Raw genomic sequence first — 16,555 nt, 5'->3', positions numbered from 1 at the left:
ACGAGGTTTATACCGTTCTGCTCAGAAATCAATTCTGAATGCAGATGTTAACGGTGCGGCAAACATCATTAGGAAATCAAAAGTAGCCATAGACTCAATTATTGAGCGAGTGGGTAGCGGGTTACTGACTAACCCTTTAAGAATTAAACTTTGGGCGGATTCATCCTCCAAAGTTTGTCCTTAAGAATCCCCGCGTCTTCAGACCGGGGAGTGTCAAAGTTTCCTGAAATATATCAAAATCTTACTTAATTTATATCCAGACTGCGGGCGGTTTCCGGGCTCGCGTGCTTGGGCCAAGAAACCAGGTTTGTGGGAGTTTTGGGTTTGGTAACGAGAAATCTACAAAGAAACCGGGTTTCTAAGAGTTTTGGGTTTGGGAACGAGAAATCTGCAAAAAAACGGGGTTTCTGAGGTCAAAAAGTGCGATCGCCAGCTATATGAGTTAACCAAATAATTCGTCTCACAAACAAAAAAGCCCCGATTTCGGGGCTTTTTGCGATCGGATTGGCTTTTATTGAGAGACAGACTGGTGTTTGCTTGCCTTGTCTAGCCCGCAAACTTGTTGACGCTCAAGATAGCTTCATAACTTCTTAAGAATCGCACAGTGACGATATTTCAGTCACTGTGTTAAATAGTCACAGACTCACTTAAGCTTCGCTTTTGCGGCTTTTCCGGCCGCCTTCGCGACCAATTTGAGCCATGTGTTCCCGATTTCTGCTGACAGCTTCGCCACCTTTTTGACCGGCTTCTCTGGCTTCTTCCGAAGTAAATTCGTGTGCAGTTCCTTTCGCGTGTGCAGCTTTTCCGCCTTTGCTAGCAATTGCACGCTGTTTTTCTGCGTCCATAGATGCGAATCCACGTTTGCTTTTCTCAGCCATGACTGTCTCCTTGTTTTTTTTGCTGATTTTTTCGATCGATCCCGCCTCACCTCCCACCGTAGTTGGGACTCCCAGCTAGCGGTGAGAGGTTAGACGGTAAATTATGAAACATCATCTGACGAATGTAAACTTTGAGTTTAAGTCGCAGGATGACTGTTTCATAATTTACAAATGTGAACTAAACATAGTTCACGCCCGGGTAGTTTAGTTCAAGCCGCCAATGTTTAAGCTGATTACTGTCTTTCAATCATTCTACAAATCCCCCAACTTTTATACCTCTTTCTCAGGTATAGTCATAAAAAAAACTCGGTAAGTAAGTGGGAAACGAGCGTGACTTTAGTCCTGAGAGGGAAACGGCTCGGCGATTTCAATCGCCTTGAATCCCCTTTCGGGGTTAGGGGGGGTATGGTTGCCACCCCTGGGGAGATATGGTTGTCTCCGAATCCCCATTTCTGGAGTAATGTTCGCCTCGACCTGGTTATAAAGGCTTGTTAGACCTGCAACACTGTAAAGCGTGACTTTAAAACTGTTTAATTGCAGATGACAGAGCCCAAAACTGGCGGATCATTTTCCGGTGTCGTGACCTGAATAACGTCTCCTCGCGATCGAGGGGTCTGGTCAGAACAGCTTGTAATTTCTTACAAGCGAGCGTGGCGTTGATTCCCTGAGTTCCTGACTCTTTAGTTCGCTGGAAGGATGGAACCGAAAGCTGATTGGCGATACACTCAGAACATTTTTCGACTTAAGGGCCACACTTCAAAAATTCAAAGTCCAAAGAGGGATGCTTTTTTGTCTTTTGACTTTTTATTTTTTTGATGCCTTCCGGGCCTGCCAGTTATCCCGATGTTAGTTGGTCTGCCGATCAAGTTGTTTCTGGCAAGCGATACCTCGGGGCGCAGTGCAGGACGTACTCGATCGCACTTATCAAGTTTACCTTATGACCGATCGATACATAAATCGGTTTTATCCCTGTTTGCGTCCTTAACGCTGCGCCTACCGTTGATCCCTCGTGCAGCAAAGGCTGCCAACAGCCCCGCTCGAACCCTACTTCTGAATGTTCTCCGATAAATCTAGTTTTGGCAACTCCGATCGTCGCAATTCCTGTCAAAACTCCCAAATGGCACGCCAGACCGAACCTGCGGGGGTGAGCTAGTCCTTGACCGTCGCATAATATCAAGTCTGGTCTCAAACTGATATTTTGTAAAGCGTCGAGGACTGCCGGCACTTCTCGAAAAGACAGGAAACCGGGAACGTAAGGAAAAGCTGTAGGACTGCGAACCACAGACTGCTGCTGTAATTGCAAGTCTGGAAAGCTCAAAACTGTTACAGCGGCCCGCGATACGCCTTCTGCACTGTCGTAGCCGACATCTACGCCTGCGACGTACCGAACTGGCGACCGTAGATTTTCGGTAATTACCTCTGACCGGAGAACATCTTGAATGACGATCGCCTCTTCAATTGTCTTCGGCCAAGGGTGTTGCTGCAACATTAGATATCTTTTTTCAACCGTTCTCATCTAACCTTAGCTTATTTTCTGCCATTTTCAAATTCTAATTTTTAACATTTGTCGCTATAAATTCAAAACTTGCCCAAGGAGTCTTTTTTTATACTCGCTTTGGGTTGGGTAAGTCCCACCAATGCCCCTTCTCTAGCAGATTTTGAAGGAGGAAGGAAGAGTTGACTGTTGACTGTTGACTGTTGACTGTTGACAGTTGACTGTTGACAGAAGTCCGATGGAAGTCGGAGGAAGGACGAAAAGCAGTTCAGTATGATAGAGATATTAATGCTGCAATAAATATTAGAAATGAAGGTTTGCGAATTCTGGCGTTAGGAACTAGCGCGAATGCCCTTGGAGGGGATGTAAGACGAAAATCTTCAGGACGTAAAAAATCTATGAAAGTTGAGGCAATCCCCATTGAATTGGGAAGCCTACACGCTTACCGCCAGGAAGCGTGTAGGTAGTTCACAGTTAAAAAAGCAACCCAAGATGCTCAAGCCCAAATTAACCGGGCTCTCATAGCAAGCAGAAGCTCAACGGTTGCAGCGACAAACTTTAACTATAGCCTTTCTCAAAAAGATGAGGTATAATTGACAGCTTATATAACCACCCAGACGTATAGGGCCTTCTTCCCAACAACGTCCGCGAATATGAGAGCTAGATCCGCTATACCTCGCCGGGAAGTCCCCCGCTATATACAGTAATCCTAAGCACTTAGCCAAGCATGAAAAAAATCTCAAACGCAAGCAAGCAACAAAAGCTAGCAAAAAAACAGAAAGGAAGTAAATCAAGAAACAAAGCTAAAAAGATTAGACCTCTTGCAAGACGGGCTAGAAGCCCATCCCACAAAAATCTTTTTTCTTGTGGGATGGGCTTCTAGCCCGTCCCAAAATTTGGTTAAAAGGATTTTTGCAAGAGGTCTACTGTAGCTAAAGTGTACGCTCGGGTAGCTAAATCCCGTCAAGATTTTTTGCATCAGTTATCAAGAAAACTCGTCAACGAAAACCAAGTTGTCGTAGTAGAAAATCTTAATGTCAAAGGCATGGTACGCAACCACAATTTAGCTAAAGCAATATCTGATGCTGGATGGGGAACTTTTACTAATTTCTTAGCTTACAAGCTAGAGAAAAAAGGTGGGAAGTTAGTAGAAATTGACCGATGGTTCCCCAGTTCTAAACTTTGCTCTAGCTGTTATTACCAAATTGATAAGTTGCCACTTGATATTAGAGAGTGGACTTGTCCCAATTGCGGCACTCGTCACAATCGCGATGGTAATGCAGCAACAAATATTAGAGCAGAAGGTATCAGAATGCTACAAACGGATGGAACAGCCGTTTCTGAAGAGCGGAGGGGAAGTAAGACCAACGAAAGGACGTAAGTCAGTTCGCTCGGCATTCCCCCGCGATGTTAGAAGCCTGCACTATAATCGCTTCGATAAGCGTGCGGGTATTTCAACTCCCGAAATTTTGCACTACTCAAGCGATCGAAAAATGGAACGGTCAGTTTCCGACAGTAATGGGGAGCAACGAGGCTCTACCCTTGATTAATATTACCAGAAAGAATTGGTTGAAAGCCTCTCCCTGCTCGGGAGAAATTAAAATCAAACTATTCATTACTCCAATCCTCTTCCTTCTAGGTAGAGGTCGCTCTCAAACTGTCAACTGTCAACTGTCAACTGTCAACTGTTGAAGCCTGGTCAATCTGCGACTCCTGGTAAATAAGTTGCTGCACATCCTGATTGACGGAGTGCGGGGAGAGGGGGAGAGGGTGAGAGGGTGAGAGGAATTGAGGGTTTTTCACTCTTGGCACTGAAGATGCGCTTTTTGTAAATGCCGACACAGCAAGCGCAGAAAATACAACTAGCAACTAACCTGAAATCCCGCTTAGTTAAAGGCAAAGATGCAATCTACGTTCGTGAGTCCTGAAAAACGTTAAAGTAAGAAGCAACTCGGAAATTGCAAAGGTTGGCTTGAAAGTTTGGCTGATGGGAAATCGGGATAACCAGTCAATTTATAATTTAGATGAAGTGGGGGACGTAGCCGATCGCGATACGGCTTCTGAAGCACTGTGGCTGCGCGATCGAGCTTTGGCTGCTACTACCAGCGGTATTATTATTGCTGACGCCAAGGCACCCGACTGTCCCATAATTTATTGCAATCCAGCATTTGAAAGGATCACAGGCTACTGCGCCGGTGAAGTCTTGGGGCGCAACTGCCGATTTTTGCAAGGCCCGGATACCGATCGCACTACAGTAGCTAAAATCCGCGAAGCCTTGCGCGAAGGCATAGCATTGCAGGTGACAATCAAAAATTATCGCAAAGACGGCACTCCTTTTTGGAACAAATTGTCGCTATCTCCCGTGCGAGACGACAGCGGTAATTTGACTCACTTCGTCGGAACTCAGTCCGACTTATCGGAACGCATCGAAGTGCAGGAAGCTTTGCAGCAAGCAAACGACCAACTGCAAACGATTTTGGAAGCAGTTCCGGGCATAGTATCTTGGATTAGCTCGGATTTGCGCTATTTGGGCGTCAACCACCACTTAGCTAAACTGCACGGTTTGTCGCCGTCGGCCTTTGTCGGTCAAGATATCGGTTTTCTGGGCGCTAGCTTGGATTTTTACTCTTTTGTGGTGGATTTTTTTGCCTGCGAGGCTACGGAAGCGGTTAAAGAACTCAGCGCTAAGGTGAAAACGGAGGGCGGACAGTCGGCGGGATATTATTTGATTGTGGCTCAAAAGTACGATCGGGGGAATGCAGCTTGTCTGGTAGGGATTGACATTACCGAGCGCAAGCGGGCAGAAGAAGCTCTGGTGCTGACTCGCAAGGCGGTGGAAAGTTCGAGCGACGCGATCGGCATCAGCGATGCCAACGGCACTCACATCTATCAAAATCAAGCGTTTTCTCAGCTATTTGAATGGGAAACGGCAGAGGAATTTAAACTCGCAGGAGGTATACCGGCAGTTTTTGCTGACCCCGCAGTCGCCTGCGAGGTTCTCGATACGATCGCCAGAGGTTATTCTTGGTCTGGTGAAATTACCAACCGCACAAAAAGCGACAAAATTTTGCAAGTGCTGCTGCGGGCCGATGCGATTAAAGACCCCACGGGGAAAATTGTCGGTCTGATTTACATGAATACCGACATTACCGATCGCAAGCGCACGGAACAAGAACTGCGACAAAGCGAAAAGCGTTTTCGATCGCTAATTGAAAATGCCAGAGACATTATTGTAATTCTCGACGACAAAGGCTTTTGCCGCTATGTCTCTCCTTCCGCCGAGCGGATTTTGGGCTACCCGACGGCGGAAGTCCTCGGCCGGTCTGTCTTTGACTTGATTCACCCCGATGAATTGCCAATGGTGGATCAAGTGTTCAAAGGTGTCATCCAAATGCCGAGAGTTGGGCTGGGATTGGCGGAATACCGGGTGCGACACAAGCAGGGTTTCTGGTGCGTGTTGGAAGCGGTGGCGACGAATTTGCTCTCGGAACCTTCGGTGCGGGGAATTGTCGTCAACTGTCACGATGTAACTGAACGCAAGGCGGCTGAAGACCAATTGTTGCACGATGCTTTGCACGACGCGCTGACGGAGTTGCCCAACCGCGCTTTGTTGACTGACAGGTTGGGCCAAGCTTTTGCACGCGTCAAACGGCATCCGAACTATCAATTTGCGGTGCTATTTCTCGATTTGGACAGGTTTAAGGTGATTAATGACAGCCAGGGACACCGCACGGGCGATCGGCTGTTGGTGGCTGTGGGCCGCCGTCTGTTGACTTGTTTGCGCCCAGGAGATACGGTGGCACGTCTGGGGGGAGATGAGTTTGTGATTTTGCTGGAGGAAATTCAAGGTGTGGATGAAGCGATCGCCCAAGCAAAGGGAATTCTGAAGGCGATCGAACGACCGCTATATTTAGAAGGTCATAAAGTTTTAATTACTGCTAGCATCGGGATTGCTATGAGTACCGACAAATATCAGTGGCCTGGAGATATTTTGCGCGATGCTGATATTGCGATGTACCGGGCAAAAGCTCTCGGTAAAGCTCGTTACGAAGTGTTTACGAGTGCAATGCACACTCGGGCTGTGGCTTTGATGCACTTAGAAAACGATTTGCGGCAGTCGATTGAAGAACTGAATTTGACATATTCGATTGTGGATTTCCCAGGTGGGGCGGCGGGGGAAAACTCGCCTGTATGTGAAATCGACTGGAAGTTGGAGCGCACGAAATCACAATTGGCTCCTCTTAAATTGGAATGTCCTTTTACTGTTTATTATCAGCCGATAGTTTGTTTGAAAAGCGGATCGGCGATCGGATTTGAGGCGCTGGTGCGCTGGCTGCACCCGGAACGCGGTTTAGTTTCCCCGATGGAATTTATTGCGATGGCGGAGGAAACTGGGTTAATTATGCCTTTGGGTTTGTGGGTTTTGAACGAAAGCTGCCGCCAAATTATTGAGTGGCAGAGTTTGAATTTGCCTGTGGGAAATTCCCGGCTGACAGTAGCAGTGAATCTTTCGGGGAGGCAGTTTTCGGAACCGGAGTCGATCGAGCAAATCAAGCAAGTATTGCAGGAAACGGGTGTTGATGCTCGCTGTTTGAAGTTGGAGATTACTGAGACTGTGGTGATGGAAGATGGGGAAGCGGCGGCGGCGATGCTTTCGCAGTTAAGGGAGTTGGGGATTGGGCTGTGCATTGATGATTTTGGTACTGGTTATTCGTCTCTGAGTTATTTGCACAAATTCCCGATTAATATTTTGAAGGTCGATCGCTCTTTTGTCAGTCGCATCGGAGCAGCGGGCGAGAATTTGGAAATCGTGCGGGCGATCGTCATGCTGGCGCGCAGTTTGGGGATGGAGGTAGTCGCAGAAGGTGTCGAAACCGCCGTGCAATTGGCTCAACTGCGGGCGATCGGCTGCGAGTACGGTCAGGGGTACTTTTTCTCTAGACCTCTCAACAGTGAGGCTGCTACGGCCTTATTGAGGCGATCGCCCAAATGGTAATCCGATCTACAATAGTTAGTAGGGTGCGTCAGTCTGCAAACGCTCGATCGTCGCCCTATAACTTCACGCCTGAAAATTGGATCTGAAGCCTCCCCGTGTAGGGGGAAATCAAACAAAATGATTCATTGCTCCAATCCTCTTCTATCGATGGAAGAGGTAGCTGTCAACTGTCAACTGTCAACTGTCAACTGATGAACTGACGCACCCTACAAACTTACTCATACCAAAACCTATGTCTCAATCAATCGCCCCAGTTTTAGAAGAAAAAGAAGTTGATAATTCTCCAACTTTAACCTTTGAAGAATACAGAGTTTATCAAGGAGATCCTGATGTACAATACGAACTGTACAAAGGCAAACTAATACCAATGGCAACGGCTAGCGCATTACATACAAGCATCTGTGAATATTTGGTTTACAAATTGCAGCGTTATCTCGCTGAACACAATCTCGATTTAGTAGTAAAAACTTCTGTAGGAGTGAGAACAGAAAATGCTACATCTTGCATTCCCGATGTACTTGTCTGCACTCAAAGTTTGTGGGAACAAATACTTGCCCAGCCTGGTTCAGGCATCCTTGACTTAGGAGAAACACCCCTATTAGTAGTAGAGGTAGTGAGTGAAAATCGACGGGCAGATTACATGATTAAACGAGCACAGTATGAATTAGCGAATGTGCCAGAATATTGCATTGTTGACCCTAAATGTGGGAAGCAAAAAATCAGAATCTTAGCATTTATTGAAGGTGAAGATGGTTACACGCATACAGATTTCTTTCCGGGTGAGGAAATTATATCTGTAGTATTTCCAGATTTGGTTTTATCAGTGGATGAAATACTGAATCCACCATTGGTGGAGGAGTTAGTGAAGGCAGAACGAGTTCGATTACAGGAATCACAGCAACAAGCCGTAATCGAACGTCAACGCGCTGATGAGGAGCGTCAACGCGCTGATGAGGAGCGTCAACGCGCTGATGAGGAGCGTCAACTCGCCCAGCAGCAGAGTCAACGCGCTCAAGAGGAATGTCAACGTGCTGACAAATTGTCAGCGAGGTTGCGGGAATTGGGAGTAGATCCTGATACTGTCATTTAAATTTAATTTAATCATAAATACTCGCTGAGGTCACAAAGATATGTCTCAATCAATCACGCCAGTTTTGACAGACCAACAAGTTGATAATTCACCCACATTAACCTTTGAAGAATACCGATTTTATAAAGTCGATGACGAGGTAAAACATGAACTGCATAGAGGTCAATTAATACCAATAGCAATGCCTACAATTCTACACATAAATATTTGTGAGTATTTGGTTTATAAATTGCAGCGTCACCTAGCTGAAAACAATCTTGATTTAGTAGTCAAAAGAAATTTGGGAGTCAGAACCGAAGAAAGTTCATCCCGCATCCCTGATATAGTTGTTTGCACTCAAAGTCTTTTAGAACAAGTTGCTGCTCGACCCGGAGGGGCCGTCCTTGACTTTGATGAAACGCCTTTATTATTAATAGAAGTCGTTGGCAAAGATCGACGCGCAGATTATATACTTAAACGAGGAGAGTACGAACAAGCTAACGTGCCGGAATATTGCATAGTTGATCCGACAGAAAACAGACAGCGGGTGCGAGTTATAGCAGTTCCCGAAGGTGATGAGGTTTATTCACAGGTAGATTACTTGCCGGGTGAGGACATAGTATCTGTAGTATTTCCTAATTTGAGATTATCAGTGGATGAAATACTGTCTCCGCCATTGGTGGAAAGGTTAATTAAAGAAGAACAAAGGCGGTTGCAGGAACTTAAACAAGCTGCAATGGAACGTCTAGATTTTCAAGAGGAACGTCAGCGCGTTGAAAAATTGGCGGCTAAGTTGCGGGAGTTGGGAGTAGATCCTGATACTGTTTAAAGAGTTGAAATAGTGGCAATAGCCTCAATTCTACCTCAATCATCTAATAACAAATCACGCAGGAAATAAAAGCGATCGCGCCCCAAACTATCTCCTTTAATTCGCCCTGCATAACCTGTCAGCGGAGAAGAAAGTTCTACTAAAATTTCGTGCAACTCTTCACGGGACAACTGCTTGGGTGGGTTAGACATTGAAAATGCACCGCTCAAAGAATCAACGCTGGCTCTTTTAGAACCTGTAGTTTCTAAATATTTTTTCAGAATAGAAAGAACGTGCGATCGCACTTTAAGCTTTTCCCGCACACCGTCAATATAGCGATTAACCTTAGCATCGGCTTCCTCACCAAACGGCTGTTGTTCTAAACAAGGTTTTAACTGTAATAAATCGATCGAACCTGGTTGCTTAGCTTTCAATTCAACAAGTCTTTGCAATGTTTCCGGGCGAATTACATTCATGTGGTTTCCGATAGCAGTTTTGTTAGCGTGTCTATTTAACTGACCAGCGGCCATAATTATCTTAATACAGCAGTTGTATTGTTCCTGAAGATGCTTGTGTCCTAACTTGATAAGTTGCGCGGGCGTTCCATCAGCTACAGTTTCACTTTTGGTGGCTTTGCATTCTCCCACTACCTGATAGGGAGTTTCACAGTAGAAATCTAATCCGCCAGCGCCCCCGGTTGATTCGGGATCGAGACTGGCTTCTGGTTTGTGGTTAGAATTTCCGAAACCTAGCTTGATAAAACCTTTGCGGACTAATTTTTCAAAGCCATTACCGTCGCTAGAGTTGCCGATTTGTGCGATCGTTTTAATCCAATCTAAATCTGGATCGGGTTTTGTTGTTGGTAAATTTTCCGACCAACCTAGAAATATTTTGATTTCTTCATCTAGTTGTTTGGCTTTTGGGTTGGTGGTGGATAAATGCACTAATGCACTTTGCAACTCTTCCAATTCTGGATGTTCAGGAAGCTCTAGTTTTTCCAGCTTTTGACGGCGTTTGGCAAACATAGACTCGCTCAACACAGGCGTTGAATCAGTAACATTTAGGGATTTTGGCAAAGATACAAAATTGCCACTAGATTGCACTGGCATTTCCAGCGGCTGAGGTAGCAGATAAACCCGCAGGTAAGCTACAAAAATAAAAGGACGCTGCTGGAGAATTTGCTGTAAAGCCTCTGTTTTCCAGACTGTTAACTGCGACAAAGCCTCTAATGATTCAGGCTCATTCACCATTTGGCACAGTTCGCACTTAGCCCAAGCTTTGATCGAAACTCGATCAGAATTTAACTGAGCAAGTGCCTTTTGAGCAATGGGCAAAAAGTGCGATCGATAATATCGATCGCCCGATAGTAAATCAACCGAAAGATTAGCTGGATACAAAGCAAATGTCCGCCCCGGATTCAGAAACATCCGAGGCATAGCTGCAATCATTCGTCCTTGGATTAAAGCTTCAATATCTGGATTTGGTAAAGCCAGAGCTGTTTGAAGCAAAATTGATTTGCTCATGGTTAACTAAATAGGTCACTTAGATCCCCATCATCTGTATCATCACTACTGGGAGGGTTGAAAATGTCTTCTAAAAGTAGGCTTTCATCTTCATCGTCAACGACAGGCATTTCACCGGAAGGATCGCTCAAAATTTCCCGCAATAAAAGATTCTCAAAAGTGAGCTGTTTCTGAGATATGAAATCCCAAACTTGGTCTTCTGTTAAATTGTAATCTCGGCATTTTTTACAAACAGCACGGACAGCGAGTAATGGTTTGATTTGATCTTCAATCAAATACACCACCTCACCGCCTTTTTCAAATGAGACGAGTTCTTCTAGTAGCTTGTAGGCTTTAGAATTCTTCTTGATCGTCTCTATTTTTGATTGGGAACGCACTAAACAACCGCGCGTCAAATCAAAGGTTTGATAATCAATTAAGCGCTTTAATCCAGCAACTAATTCAGATTGAGAAGATTGGAGAATCGCAACACCAATCTTGATAGCTCTTCCGTTTTCAGTACCAATTATCTTGAATTTTATCCACTCCGCATTTTTTGCTTTGGGTTTAATCTCTGCGGTAATTTCATCAACTGTTACCTTGTCAATCGTCTGACCTTTCAATGTTTCAAAGCCAAAGTAAATAGCCTTAGCAATTGTGGAATTATCCTCCATATACTCTCGGATGTCTGCCTCAAGTTCCTTGGTTAAAGCCAACTCAAACCTCTCAACTGGATCTTCTGGAAGTTCAGGTACTGGAGGTATAAAAACTTGAAAATTCTCGGCACACCATGTCAAAGCTTCCCGTACCGTTGGCTTACCTCTGCCATATTCTCTCAGTTGACTTTCTTCAAATGGGTAGACCGGATGATGAGGGTTTAAATTCCTGATTTGATAAAAATCTTGTAACCACAATTGGACTAAATCGACTAAAGAATCGCCGTTCAAATATTTTAAATCGATTGGTTTCCGCTGCGTGTATGTTGAAAGTCGATCGGGTATGCCACCAGACATTACGTTAACAGTATCTGTCCACGTATACGGCATCATTACTGTGATAACAACCAAACCTTGACCGAGTTCTGAGTGTTCGAGAGTATCGTACAAACGCTTAACTAGATCGGCAATTACCTGGGGTGTTGTCAAGCCATCATCTCTACAACTTGTATTTACATCTATTTCATCAAAACAAATGATTACAGGACTGTAGTAACTCACCAAATTCAAAATTTGCTGGATGTTATTCAGAGATTCGGCTTCTCTGTCCTGATTAGTCTTCCCAGAATTAGCGGGCAATCCTAGTTCCTCAGCTTTAGATTTATCTAACTCTTCACCTGATAACCATTTGATAGCAAAAGGTGTTTCAGCTTCTGATAACGTCCACAAAACAGCTCGAACAATATAAGGGTCTGCCTTTGATTTTGTTTTGAGAACTTGCTTAGTGAGGGTGTTCATTAAATTTTTATTTTTTGTAGCCCAGCTAGCACACACTCTGTCAAATCGATCGAGAAGTTCTTGAGGAGAAAGATTCGGTGTAGCAGAATTGATAGCTTTGAAACCTTCGTTTGCCATTGCTGAGGCTATTTCCTGCCATTGCATGACACCTTGACTGCCTGTATGGCTCAAACTGTTAGCTAAAGTTTGCTGAAATTGGTATTTTATCAAGTTTAAGTCGGTGTAATTATTAACACTGGCATAAACGAACAAAGCACCTCCATTAGTTTCTAGTCTGTGGCGAGTGCGGCTCAAAATGTGGCTTTTCCCCACTCCTTGTTGAGCTGTCAATACCAGTGAAGTCACTTTTTCTTGGCTCGATTGAGTAGTCTGTACTTTTTCAACCGCCTGAAAAATGGCATCGGAAGCGTGAGCATTTAGAGTCGGAATATCGGGGAAGCCTTTTCCCCAAATATCTTGCTCTTTGACAATGCCAGCTTTGCTAAAGGGATTGTGATTTTGGATGGCAGCATTGAGAGCTTCTATCGGAGAAACTGATATATTGTTCATGGCGATCGGGTGTGAGGTAACGAACTACAAAAAGATTGAGGGCAATTTTATGAATTCAAACGCTTGGCGTAGTAACGCAATGCACCACCAGGAATGGTAATTGAGTCTTCACGTTTATCTGGGGTGATGTCTTGCGTTTCTCCTGCCATTAGCTGGAAAATATCATTAGCCTGCATTTCCAACAGCCACTCGTTGAACTCCGATCGCCCAACTCTTTCCCCGATCGCCCGTCGCATCCGATAAATCGGCACTAAATCGTCTAAGTTATAATCCCGGTTCAAGCTGTCATACACATCGATCGCCACAGCCTTAAAATCGTCATAGGAGGCGATCGCCCCTGCATCCTTTTTCCCCGTCTCCACAGCAACACTCGCCGCACCATCCTGATGCCGAATCCACTTCAGCAGAGCATTTCCCAGCCGAGTACCGATTTGAGAACCATCAAACTCAAACAGAGAATCCCGACTTTTCAAGCCCTGCGCTAAAACCTCTTTCCCCTTCGCGCTCAACTCCACCCGCGTCACCCGATTTACCAGCGAATACTCGATCGCCCCAGATTCCTGCAACTGGGCGAGCACTTCCAGATACCTCTGACTCGTCTCATTAGTGCGAACAATCCGCTTCGTCAAATCCCCCTTTTTAACCGGAATCTGACCGCCACCCAAATCCCACAAATTCAGCAATACCCGAACTTTCGCCTTCGCATCCCAAACCGCTTGCTCTTCCGGTGTCAAAGTTTTAGACACAGCAATTTCATTTTGCTCAGACATATCCATACCTTTAAATCCCTATTGTTAGTATCAAATCTTACCAGAAATTTTGTTAAAAAACATCTCAACTTCTCAGCAAAATAGCGCGCGAGACCGCGCACAACCCATGCAAACTTCATTTTAAAATAATTGGCATTGACTAAAATCTGAGTATTTGATACAATGACTGATTGGACAATCGATCGCACTTCAAAATATCTACACTCAATAAGAGCGATCGTACATTTCCATCAAAACAATCGGAATCAACCCCACTTACCAGAAAGAATTGGTTTAAAGCCCCAAGCCCGGGAGAAATTAAAATCAGACGATTCATTATTCCAATCCTCGGACTTCCAGGTAGAGCTCGCCCTCCGAAGTCAACTGTCAACTGTCAACTGTCAACTGTCAACTGTCAACTGAAAACTTAGCAACCTCAGCAAATATAGCGCTCCGAACCACAGTCAACCACGAGCAATTCAGATTAACTGCGACTTTAGTTCAATCCCCAATTCAGCCTTTAGAAAGACGAATTCAACCGAAACATCTTGTTACATTGCAATCAAAGCATTGAAGAGAATTTTACCCATGAAAACTATTCCAGACCAAATTGCAGACATCAAAGAAAAACTGCCAGATTTGACTCCCACCCCTCCCAGTTTAAAAGCCCAAGTATCCAGCCACGACCTCAAAGCCCGCTTAGATTGGGGCGAACCCGGACTGACAATCATCGACGCCCGCGATTTTGAAAGCTTCGATAAAAGTCGCATTACCGGCGCCGTACCAATGCCAATGGACGAATTAGTCGATCGAGCAAAAGCCAGCCTAGAACCCGTTCGCGACATCTACATCTACGGCGAAACCGACGAACAAACAGCAGAAGCCGCCAATCTTCTGCGCGCAGCAGGCTTTAGAAAAGTCGCCGAACTAAAAGGCGGAATTCCAGCTTGGAAAGCCATCGACGGCCCCATCGACGGCGCTCTAGAACACGGTAATCCAGGCCCCGCCGCCTACAATGTTTTCGCTCGCCTGCAACATCACGCCAAAGCCCAGAAAATTAACAAATAATCTCACAGAAAACCTAGATACCCGACTTCTTGAAGAAGTCGGGTATCTAACAGAACAATTTGTTTGTAGTAATAACTTCAGTGGGTGCATCTCATTTTGGCGAATATATCCGTAGGGGCGAAGCATGACCGCAGAAAATAGGAGATTATAACTAATAACTTATATGCGGTCATGCTTCGCCCTCTTCAAAAGTGAGATGCACCCACTTCAGTCCTTAGCGAATAAAAGTTTTAAGATAGGACTAAAGTCCTTACTACAAACTTAATTATGGGTAGATAAGGAGATTTGATATTAACTCTTTTTTTTGCCGTCCAAAAAAGCTTTAACTTCCCTCAAGATTTGCCGATTCCCATCAAAAGTAATCTGCTTGACTGCATCCTCAAAAGAACTCCAAGCATGATTCTGAACTTCCTCTACTTGCAACTGAACTTCCATTGAATTTACAAAAGCCAAAAAGTAAGTAACAGTCTTTTCAATTGATTCCCCTTCCTTAGCAGAGGAATAATGTTGCACAGAACTAGGCTTCCCTTCCTTAACAAAGGAATAACTTTCCACAAAACTAGGCTCCTCAACCACTTCACAATCGCGGATGCCAGTTTCCTCCTCAAACTCCCGCTTCGCCGTTTCTAGCGCAGATTCCCCCGGATTCGCGTGACCTTTAGGAAACGCCCAATGTCCGGCTTGATGTTGAATCAACAAAAACAAACTATCAGTTTCAGTCGCAAAAACTGGCACAATGCCAAAAGCTTCATCTTTCATATTTTTTCTCTTTGCTATTAATAACTAATCGGAATCTTCTCTTAGTCCACGCAGGTGGACTTCGTTTGTGTAGACGCGATTTCCAATCGCCGGGAATTTGTGGTTTAAACTATAATTCCCATCCCAACCGAGTTGGCTGTTCGTAAAGCCGCTTCAAAGTATTAACATCCCTCGCAGAAATAGCCGGAGGATTCCGCACCTGAGAAAAATAAAGCACATCAGTTTCCAGCAAACTGTGGCCCCAAATTCCCAAAGCGTGCCCCAACTCATGCCGCGCCGTCGCCGGAACATACTTACCCACTTGATTCGGATTCAAATAAACCGCAAACCGATGAGATAAAACTGTTTTATCCCCGTCCCGACGATTGTACAACTCATAGGTAGATTCCCCCGATCGCGATCGCAAAAGCCCTTGACGCAAAGGCGGAGCCTGACGTAAAATTCTAATATCAGCCGCCTCGGAACTATCCACGACTTGCAAAGGCAAATAAACCGCCCATTCCCGCATAACACCCAACACCGCTGCTATCCATTCTTCAGACTTATTCCCATCTACCGGACGCTCCACATACACCTGAATCGGGAACTTCGACCATAGCAAATGACCGACATTTGGCTGTTTAATGCGATCGAAATAATCGCCGCTATTAGTTGCATCTTGCCAATTAGCCAGCGTTGGTGGTAAAGGATGAACCTGTGGAGAGGGCCAAGTATTTGGGAGAGGAGAAAGAGAAAGACTCGCCGCCGGAGCATTAACCTGAGTAAAAATTATGAGACTAAAACAACATAAAGCCAATCCCAAACCAGCCAGCAATCGAGCTTTTATCGAAACTTTCCACAACCGCATTTTTCAGACCGCAGATACACACAAATAAGCGCAGATGAATACAAATTATATCAACTTCATCTGCGTTAATCTGTGTTTATCTGCCTACATCTGCGGTTAAAAATCCTAATCTTACAACTTAGGAGTCAACCAACCAGCACTCAAAATAATAGTCAAACCCATAAACACAATAGACAGACCCCAAGTAATCCGATTGAGAGTTGTTTCCGCACTCTTAGCGCTGGTAAATAATTGAGCTTGTCCGCCAATTCCTCCAATGCCATCGCCTTTAGGACTGTGGAGCAATACAAAAACCACAAGTCCTAAAGCAGACAAAGACCAGATAACTTGTAACACAGAAACAATATTCATAATTTGGGCTAATTGGTAATTAGTAATCGG

At 44.8% G+C, this 16,555-nt stretch carries 12 protein-coding genes and 3 pseudogenes; 7 read left to right on the top strand and 8 right to left on the bottom strand.

Annotated elements, in window-relative coordinates:
• Positions 1–184, top strand: a pseudogene (locus JGK22_RS22990) (RNA-guided endonuclease TnpB family protein); the annotation flags it as partial.
• Between the two features lie 463 nt (positions 185–647).
• On the opposite strand, the gene JGK22_RS22985 reads toward JGK22_RS22990, so the two are convergent.
• A complete protein-coding gene (locus JGK22_RS22985) occupies positions 648–878 on the bottom strand; it encodes a KGG domain-containing protein (protein WP_293149797.1) in 231 nt (76 codons plus the stop codon).
• A gap of 862 nt (positions 879–1,740) precedes the next feature.
• Positions 1,741–2,367, bottom strand: coding sequence for a deoxyribonuclease V (gene nfi / locus JGK22_RS22980; protein ID WP_293313774.1), 627 nt, complete (start codon positions 2,365–2,367; stop codon positions 1,741–1,743).
• A gap of 278 nt (positions 2,368–2,645) precedes the next feature.
• On the opposite strand from nfi, the pseudogene JGK22_RS22975 reads away from it, so the two are divergent.
• From JGK22_RS22975 to JGK22_RS22950, 5 genes and pseudogenes are all read left to right on the top strand, one after another.
• Positions 2,646–2,840, top strand: a pseudogene (locus JGK22_RS22975) (hypothetical protein); the annotation flags it as partial.
• 461 nt (positions 2,841–3,301) lie between these two features.
• Positions 3,302–3,923: pseudogene (locus JGK22_RS22965) on the top strand (RNA-guided endonuclease TnpB family protein); the annotation flags it as partial.
• 437 nt (positions 3,924–4,360) lie between these two features.
• Positions 4,361–7,369: a bifunctional diguanylate cyclase/phosphodiesterase gene (locus JGK22_RS22960; protein WP_293231960.1), complete on the top strand. Its 3,009-nt coding sequence runs from the start codon at positions 4,361–4,363 to the stop codon at positions 7,367–7,369.
• Positions 7,370–7,601: 232 nt separating this feature from the next.
• Positions 7,602–8,459, top strand: coding sequence for a Uma2 family endonuclease (locus JGK22_RS22955; protein WP_293208524.1), 858 nt, complete (start codon positions 7,602–7,604; stop codon positions 8,457–8,459).
• Positions 8,460–8,499: 40 nt separating this feature from the next.
• Positions 8,500–9,267 (top strand): Uma2 family endonuclease, encoded by a 768-nt coding sequence (locus tag JGK22_RS22950; protein WP_293208526.1) that lies wholly within the window; start codon positions 8,500–8,502, stop codon positions 9,265–9,267.
• A gap of 35 nt (positions 9,268–9,302) precedes the next feature.
• Here JGK22_RS22950 and JGK22_RS22945 read toward each other — a convergent pair whose 3' ends face one another.
• Genes JGK22_RS22945 through JGK22_RS22935 form a run of 3 tightly spaced genes read right to left on the bottom strand, consistent with a single transcriptional unit; the run spans position 9,303 to position 13,521 of the window.
• Positions 9,303–10,769, bottom strand: a complete 1,467-nt coding sequence (locus tag JGK22_RS22945; RefSeq protein WP_293313771.1) for a DUF1802 family protein — start codon at positions 10,767–10,769, stop codon at positions 9,303–9,305.
• 2 nt (positions 10,770–10,771) lie between these two features.
• Positions 10,772–12,751, bottom strand: coding sequence for an ATP-binding protein (locus tag JGK22_RS22940; RefSeq protein ID WP_293198468.1), 1,980 nt, complete (start codon positions 12,749–12,751; stop codon positions 10,772–10,774).
• Positions 12,752–12,798: 47 nt separating this feature from the next.
• A complete protein-coding gene (locus JGK22_RS22935; RefSeq protein WP_293198470.1) occupies positions 12,799–13,521 on the bottom strand; it encodes a hypothetical protein in 723 nt (240 codons plus the stop codon).
• A gap of 567 nt (positions 13,522–14,088) precedes the next feature.
• On the opposite strand from JGK22_RS22935, the gene JGK22_RS22930 reads away from it, so the two are divergent.
• Positions 14,089–14,568: a rhodanese-like domain-containing protein gene (locus tag JGK22_RS22930; protein ID WP_293198472.1), complete on the top strand. Its 480-nt coding sequence runs from the start codon at positions 14,089–14,091 to the stop codon at positions 14,566–14,568.
• Between the two features lie 291 nt (positions 14,569–14,859).
• Here the strand turns inward: JGK22_RS22930 and JGK22_RS22925 are convergent, their stop codons facing one another.
• The 3 genes from JGK22_RS22925 to secG form a co-directional block, all read right to left on the bottom strand.
• Positions 14,860–15,327 carry an NUDIX domain-containing protein gene (locus JGK22_RS22925; RefSeq protein ID WP_293186792.1) on the bottom strand — a complete coding sequence of 156 codons (468 nt, stop codon included), beginning with the start codon at positions 15,325–15,327 and terminating at the stop codon, positions 14,860–14,862.
• A gap of 109 nt (positions 15,328–15,436) precedes the next feature.
• Positions 15,437–16,174, bottom strand: coding sequence for a peptidase (locus tag JGK22_RS22920; RefSeq protein ID WP_293271089.1), 738 nt, complete (start codon positions 16,172–16,174; stop codon positions 15,437–15,439).
• 111 nt (positions 16,175–16,285) lie between these two features.
• Positions 16,286–16,525: a preprotein translocase subunit SecG gene (gene secG / locus JGK22_RS22915; RefSeq protein WP_293155559.1), complete on the bottom strand. Its 240-nt coding sequence runs from the start codon at positions 16,523–16,525 to the stop codon at positions 16,286–16,288.
• Between the last annotated feature and the right edge of the window lie 30 nt (positions 16,526–16,555).

This window comes from Microcoleus sp. PH2017_08_TRC_O_A, assembly GCF_020738665.1.
Lineage (GTDB): Bacteria > Cyanobacteriota > Cyanobacteriia > Cyanobacteriales > Microcoleaceae > Microcoleus.
Note: the sequence above shows the minus strand (reverse complement) of the source record. Positions and strands in the feature narration are given on the sequence as shown.

Excerpts from the sequence above, each read along its gene's own strand:
- JGK22_RS22985 (WP_293149797.1), bottom strand. The coding sequence starts at position 878 with ATGGCTGAGAAAAGCAAACGTGGATTCGCATCTATGGACGCAGAAAAA.
- nfi (WP_293313774.1), bottom strand. The coding sequence starts at position 2,367 with ATGTTGCAGCAACACCCTTGGCCGAAGACAATTGAAGAGGCGATCGTC.
- JGK22_RS22960 (WP_293231960.1), top strand. The coding sequence starts at position 4,361 with ATGGGAAATCGGGATAACCAGTCAATTTATAATTTAGATGAAGTGGGG.
- JGK22_RS22955 (WP_293208524.1), top strand. The coding sequence starts at position 7,602 with ATGTCTCAATCAATCGCCCCAGTTTTAGAAGAAAAAGAAGTTGATAAT.
- JGK22_RS22950 (WP_293208526.1), top strand. The coding sequence starts at position 8,500 with ATGTCTCAATCAATCACGCCAGTTTTGACAGACCAACAAGTTGATAAT.
- JGK22_RS22945 (WP_293313771.1), bottom strand. The coding sequence starts at position 10,769 with ATGAGCAAATCAATTTTGCTTCAAACAGCTCTGGCTTTACCAAATCCA.
- JGK22_RS22940 (WP_293198468.1), bottom strand. The coding sequence starts at position 12,751 with ATGAACAATATATCAGTTTCTCCGATAGAAGCTCTCAATGCTGCCATC.
- JGK22_RS22935 (WP_293198470.1), bottom strand. The coding sequence starts at position 13,521 with ATGTCTGAGCAAAATGAAATTGCTGTGTCTAAAACTTTGACACCGGAA.
- JGK22_RS22930 (WP_293198472.1), top strand. The coding sequence starts at position 14,089 with ATGAAAACTATTCCAGACCAAATTGCAGACATCAAAGAAAAACTGCCA.
- JGK22_RS22925 (WP_293186792.1), bottom strand. The coding sequence starts at position 15,327 with ATGAAAGATGAAGCTTTTGGCATTGTGCCAGTTTTTGCGACTGAAACT.
- JGK22_RS22920 (WP_293271089.1), bottom strand. The coding sequence starts at position 16,174 with ATGCGGTTGTGGAAAGTTTCGATAAAAGCTCGATTGCTGGCTGGTTTG.
- secG (WP_293155559.1), bottom strand. The coding sequence starts at position 16,525 with ATGAATATTGTTTCTGTGTTACAAGTTATCTGGTCTTTGTCTGCTTTA.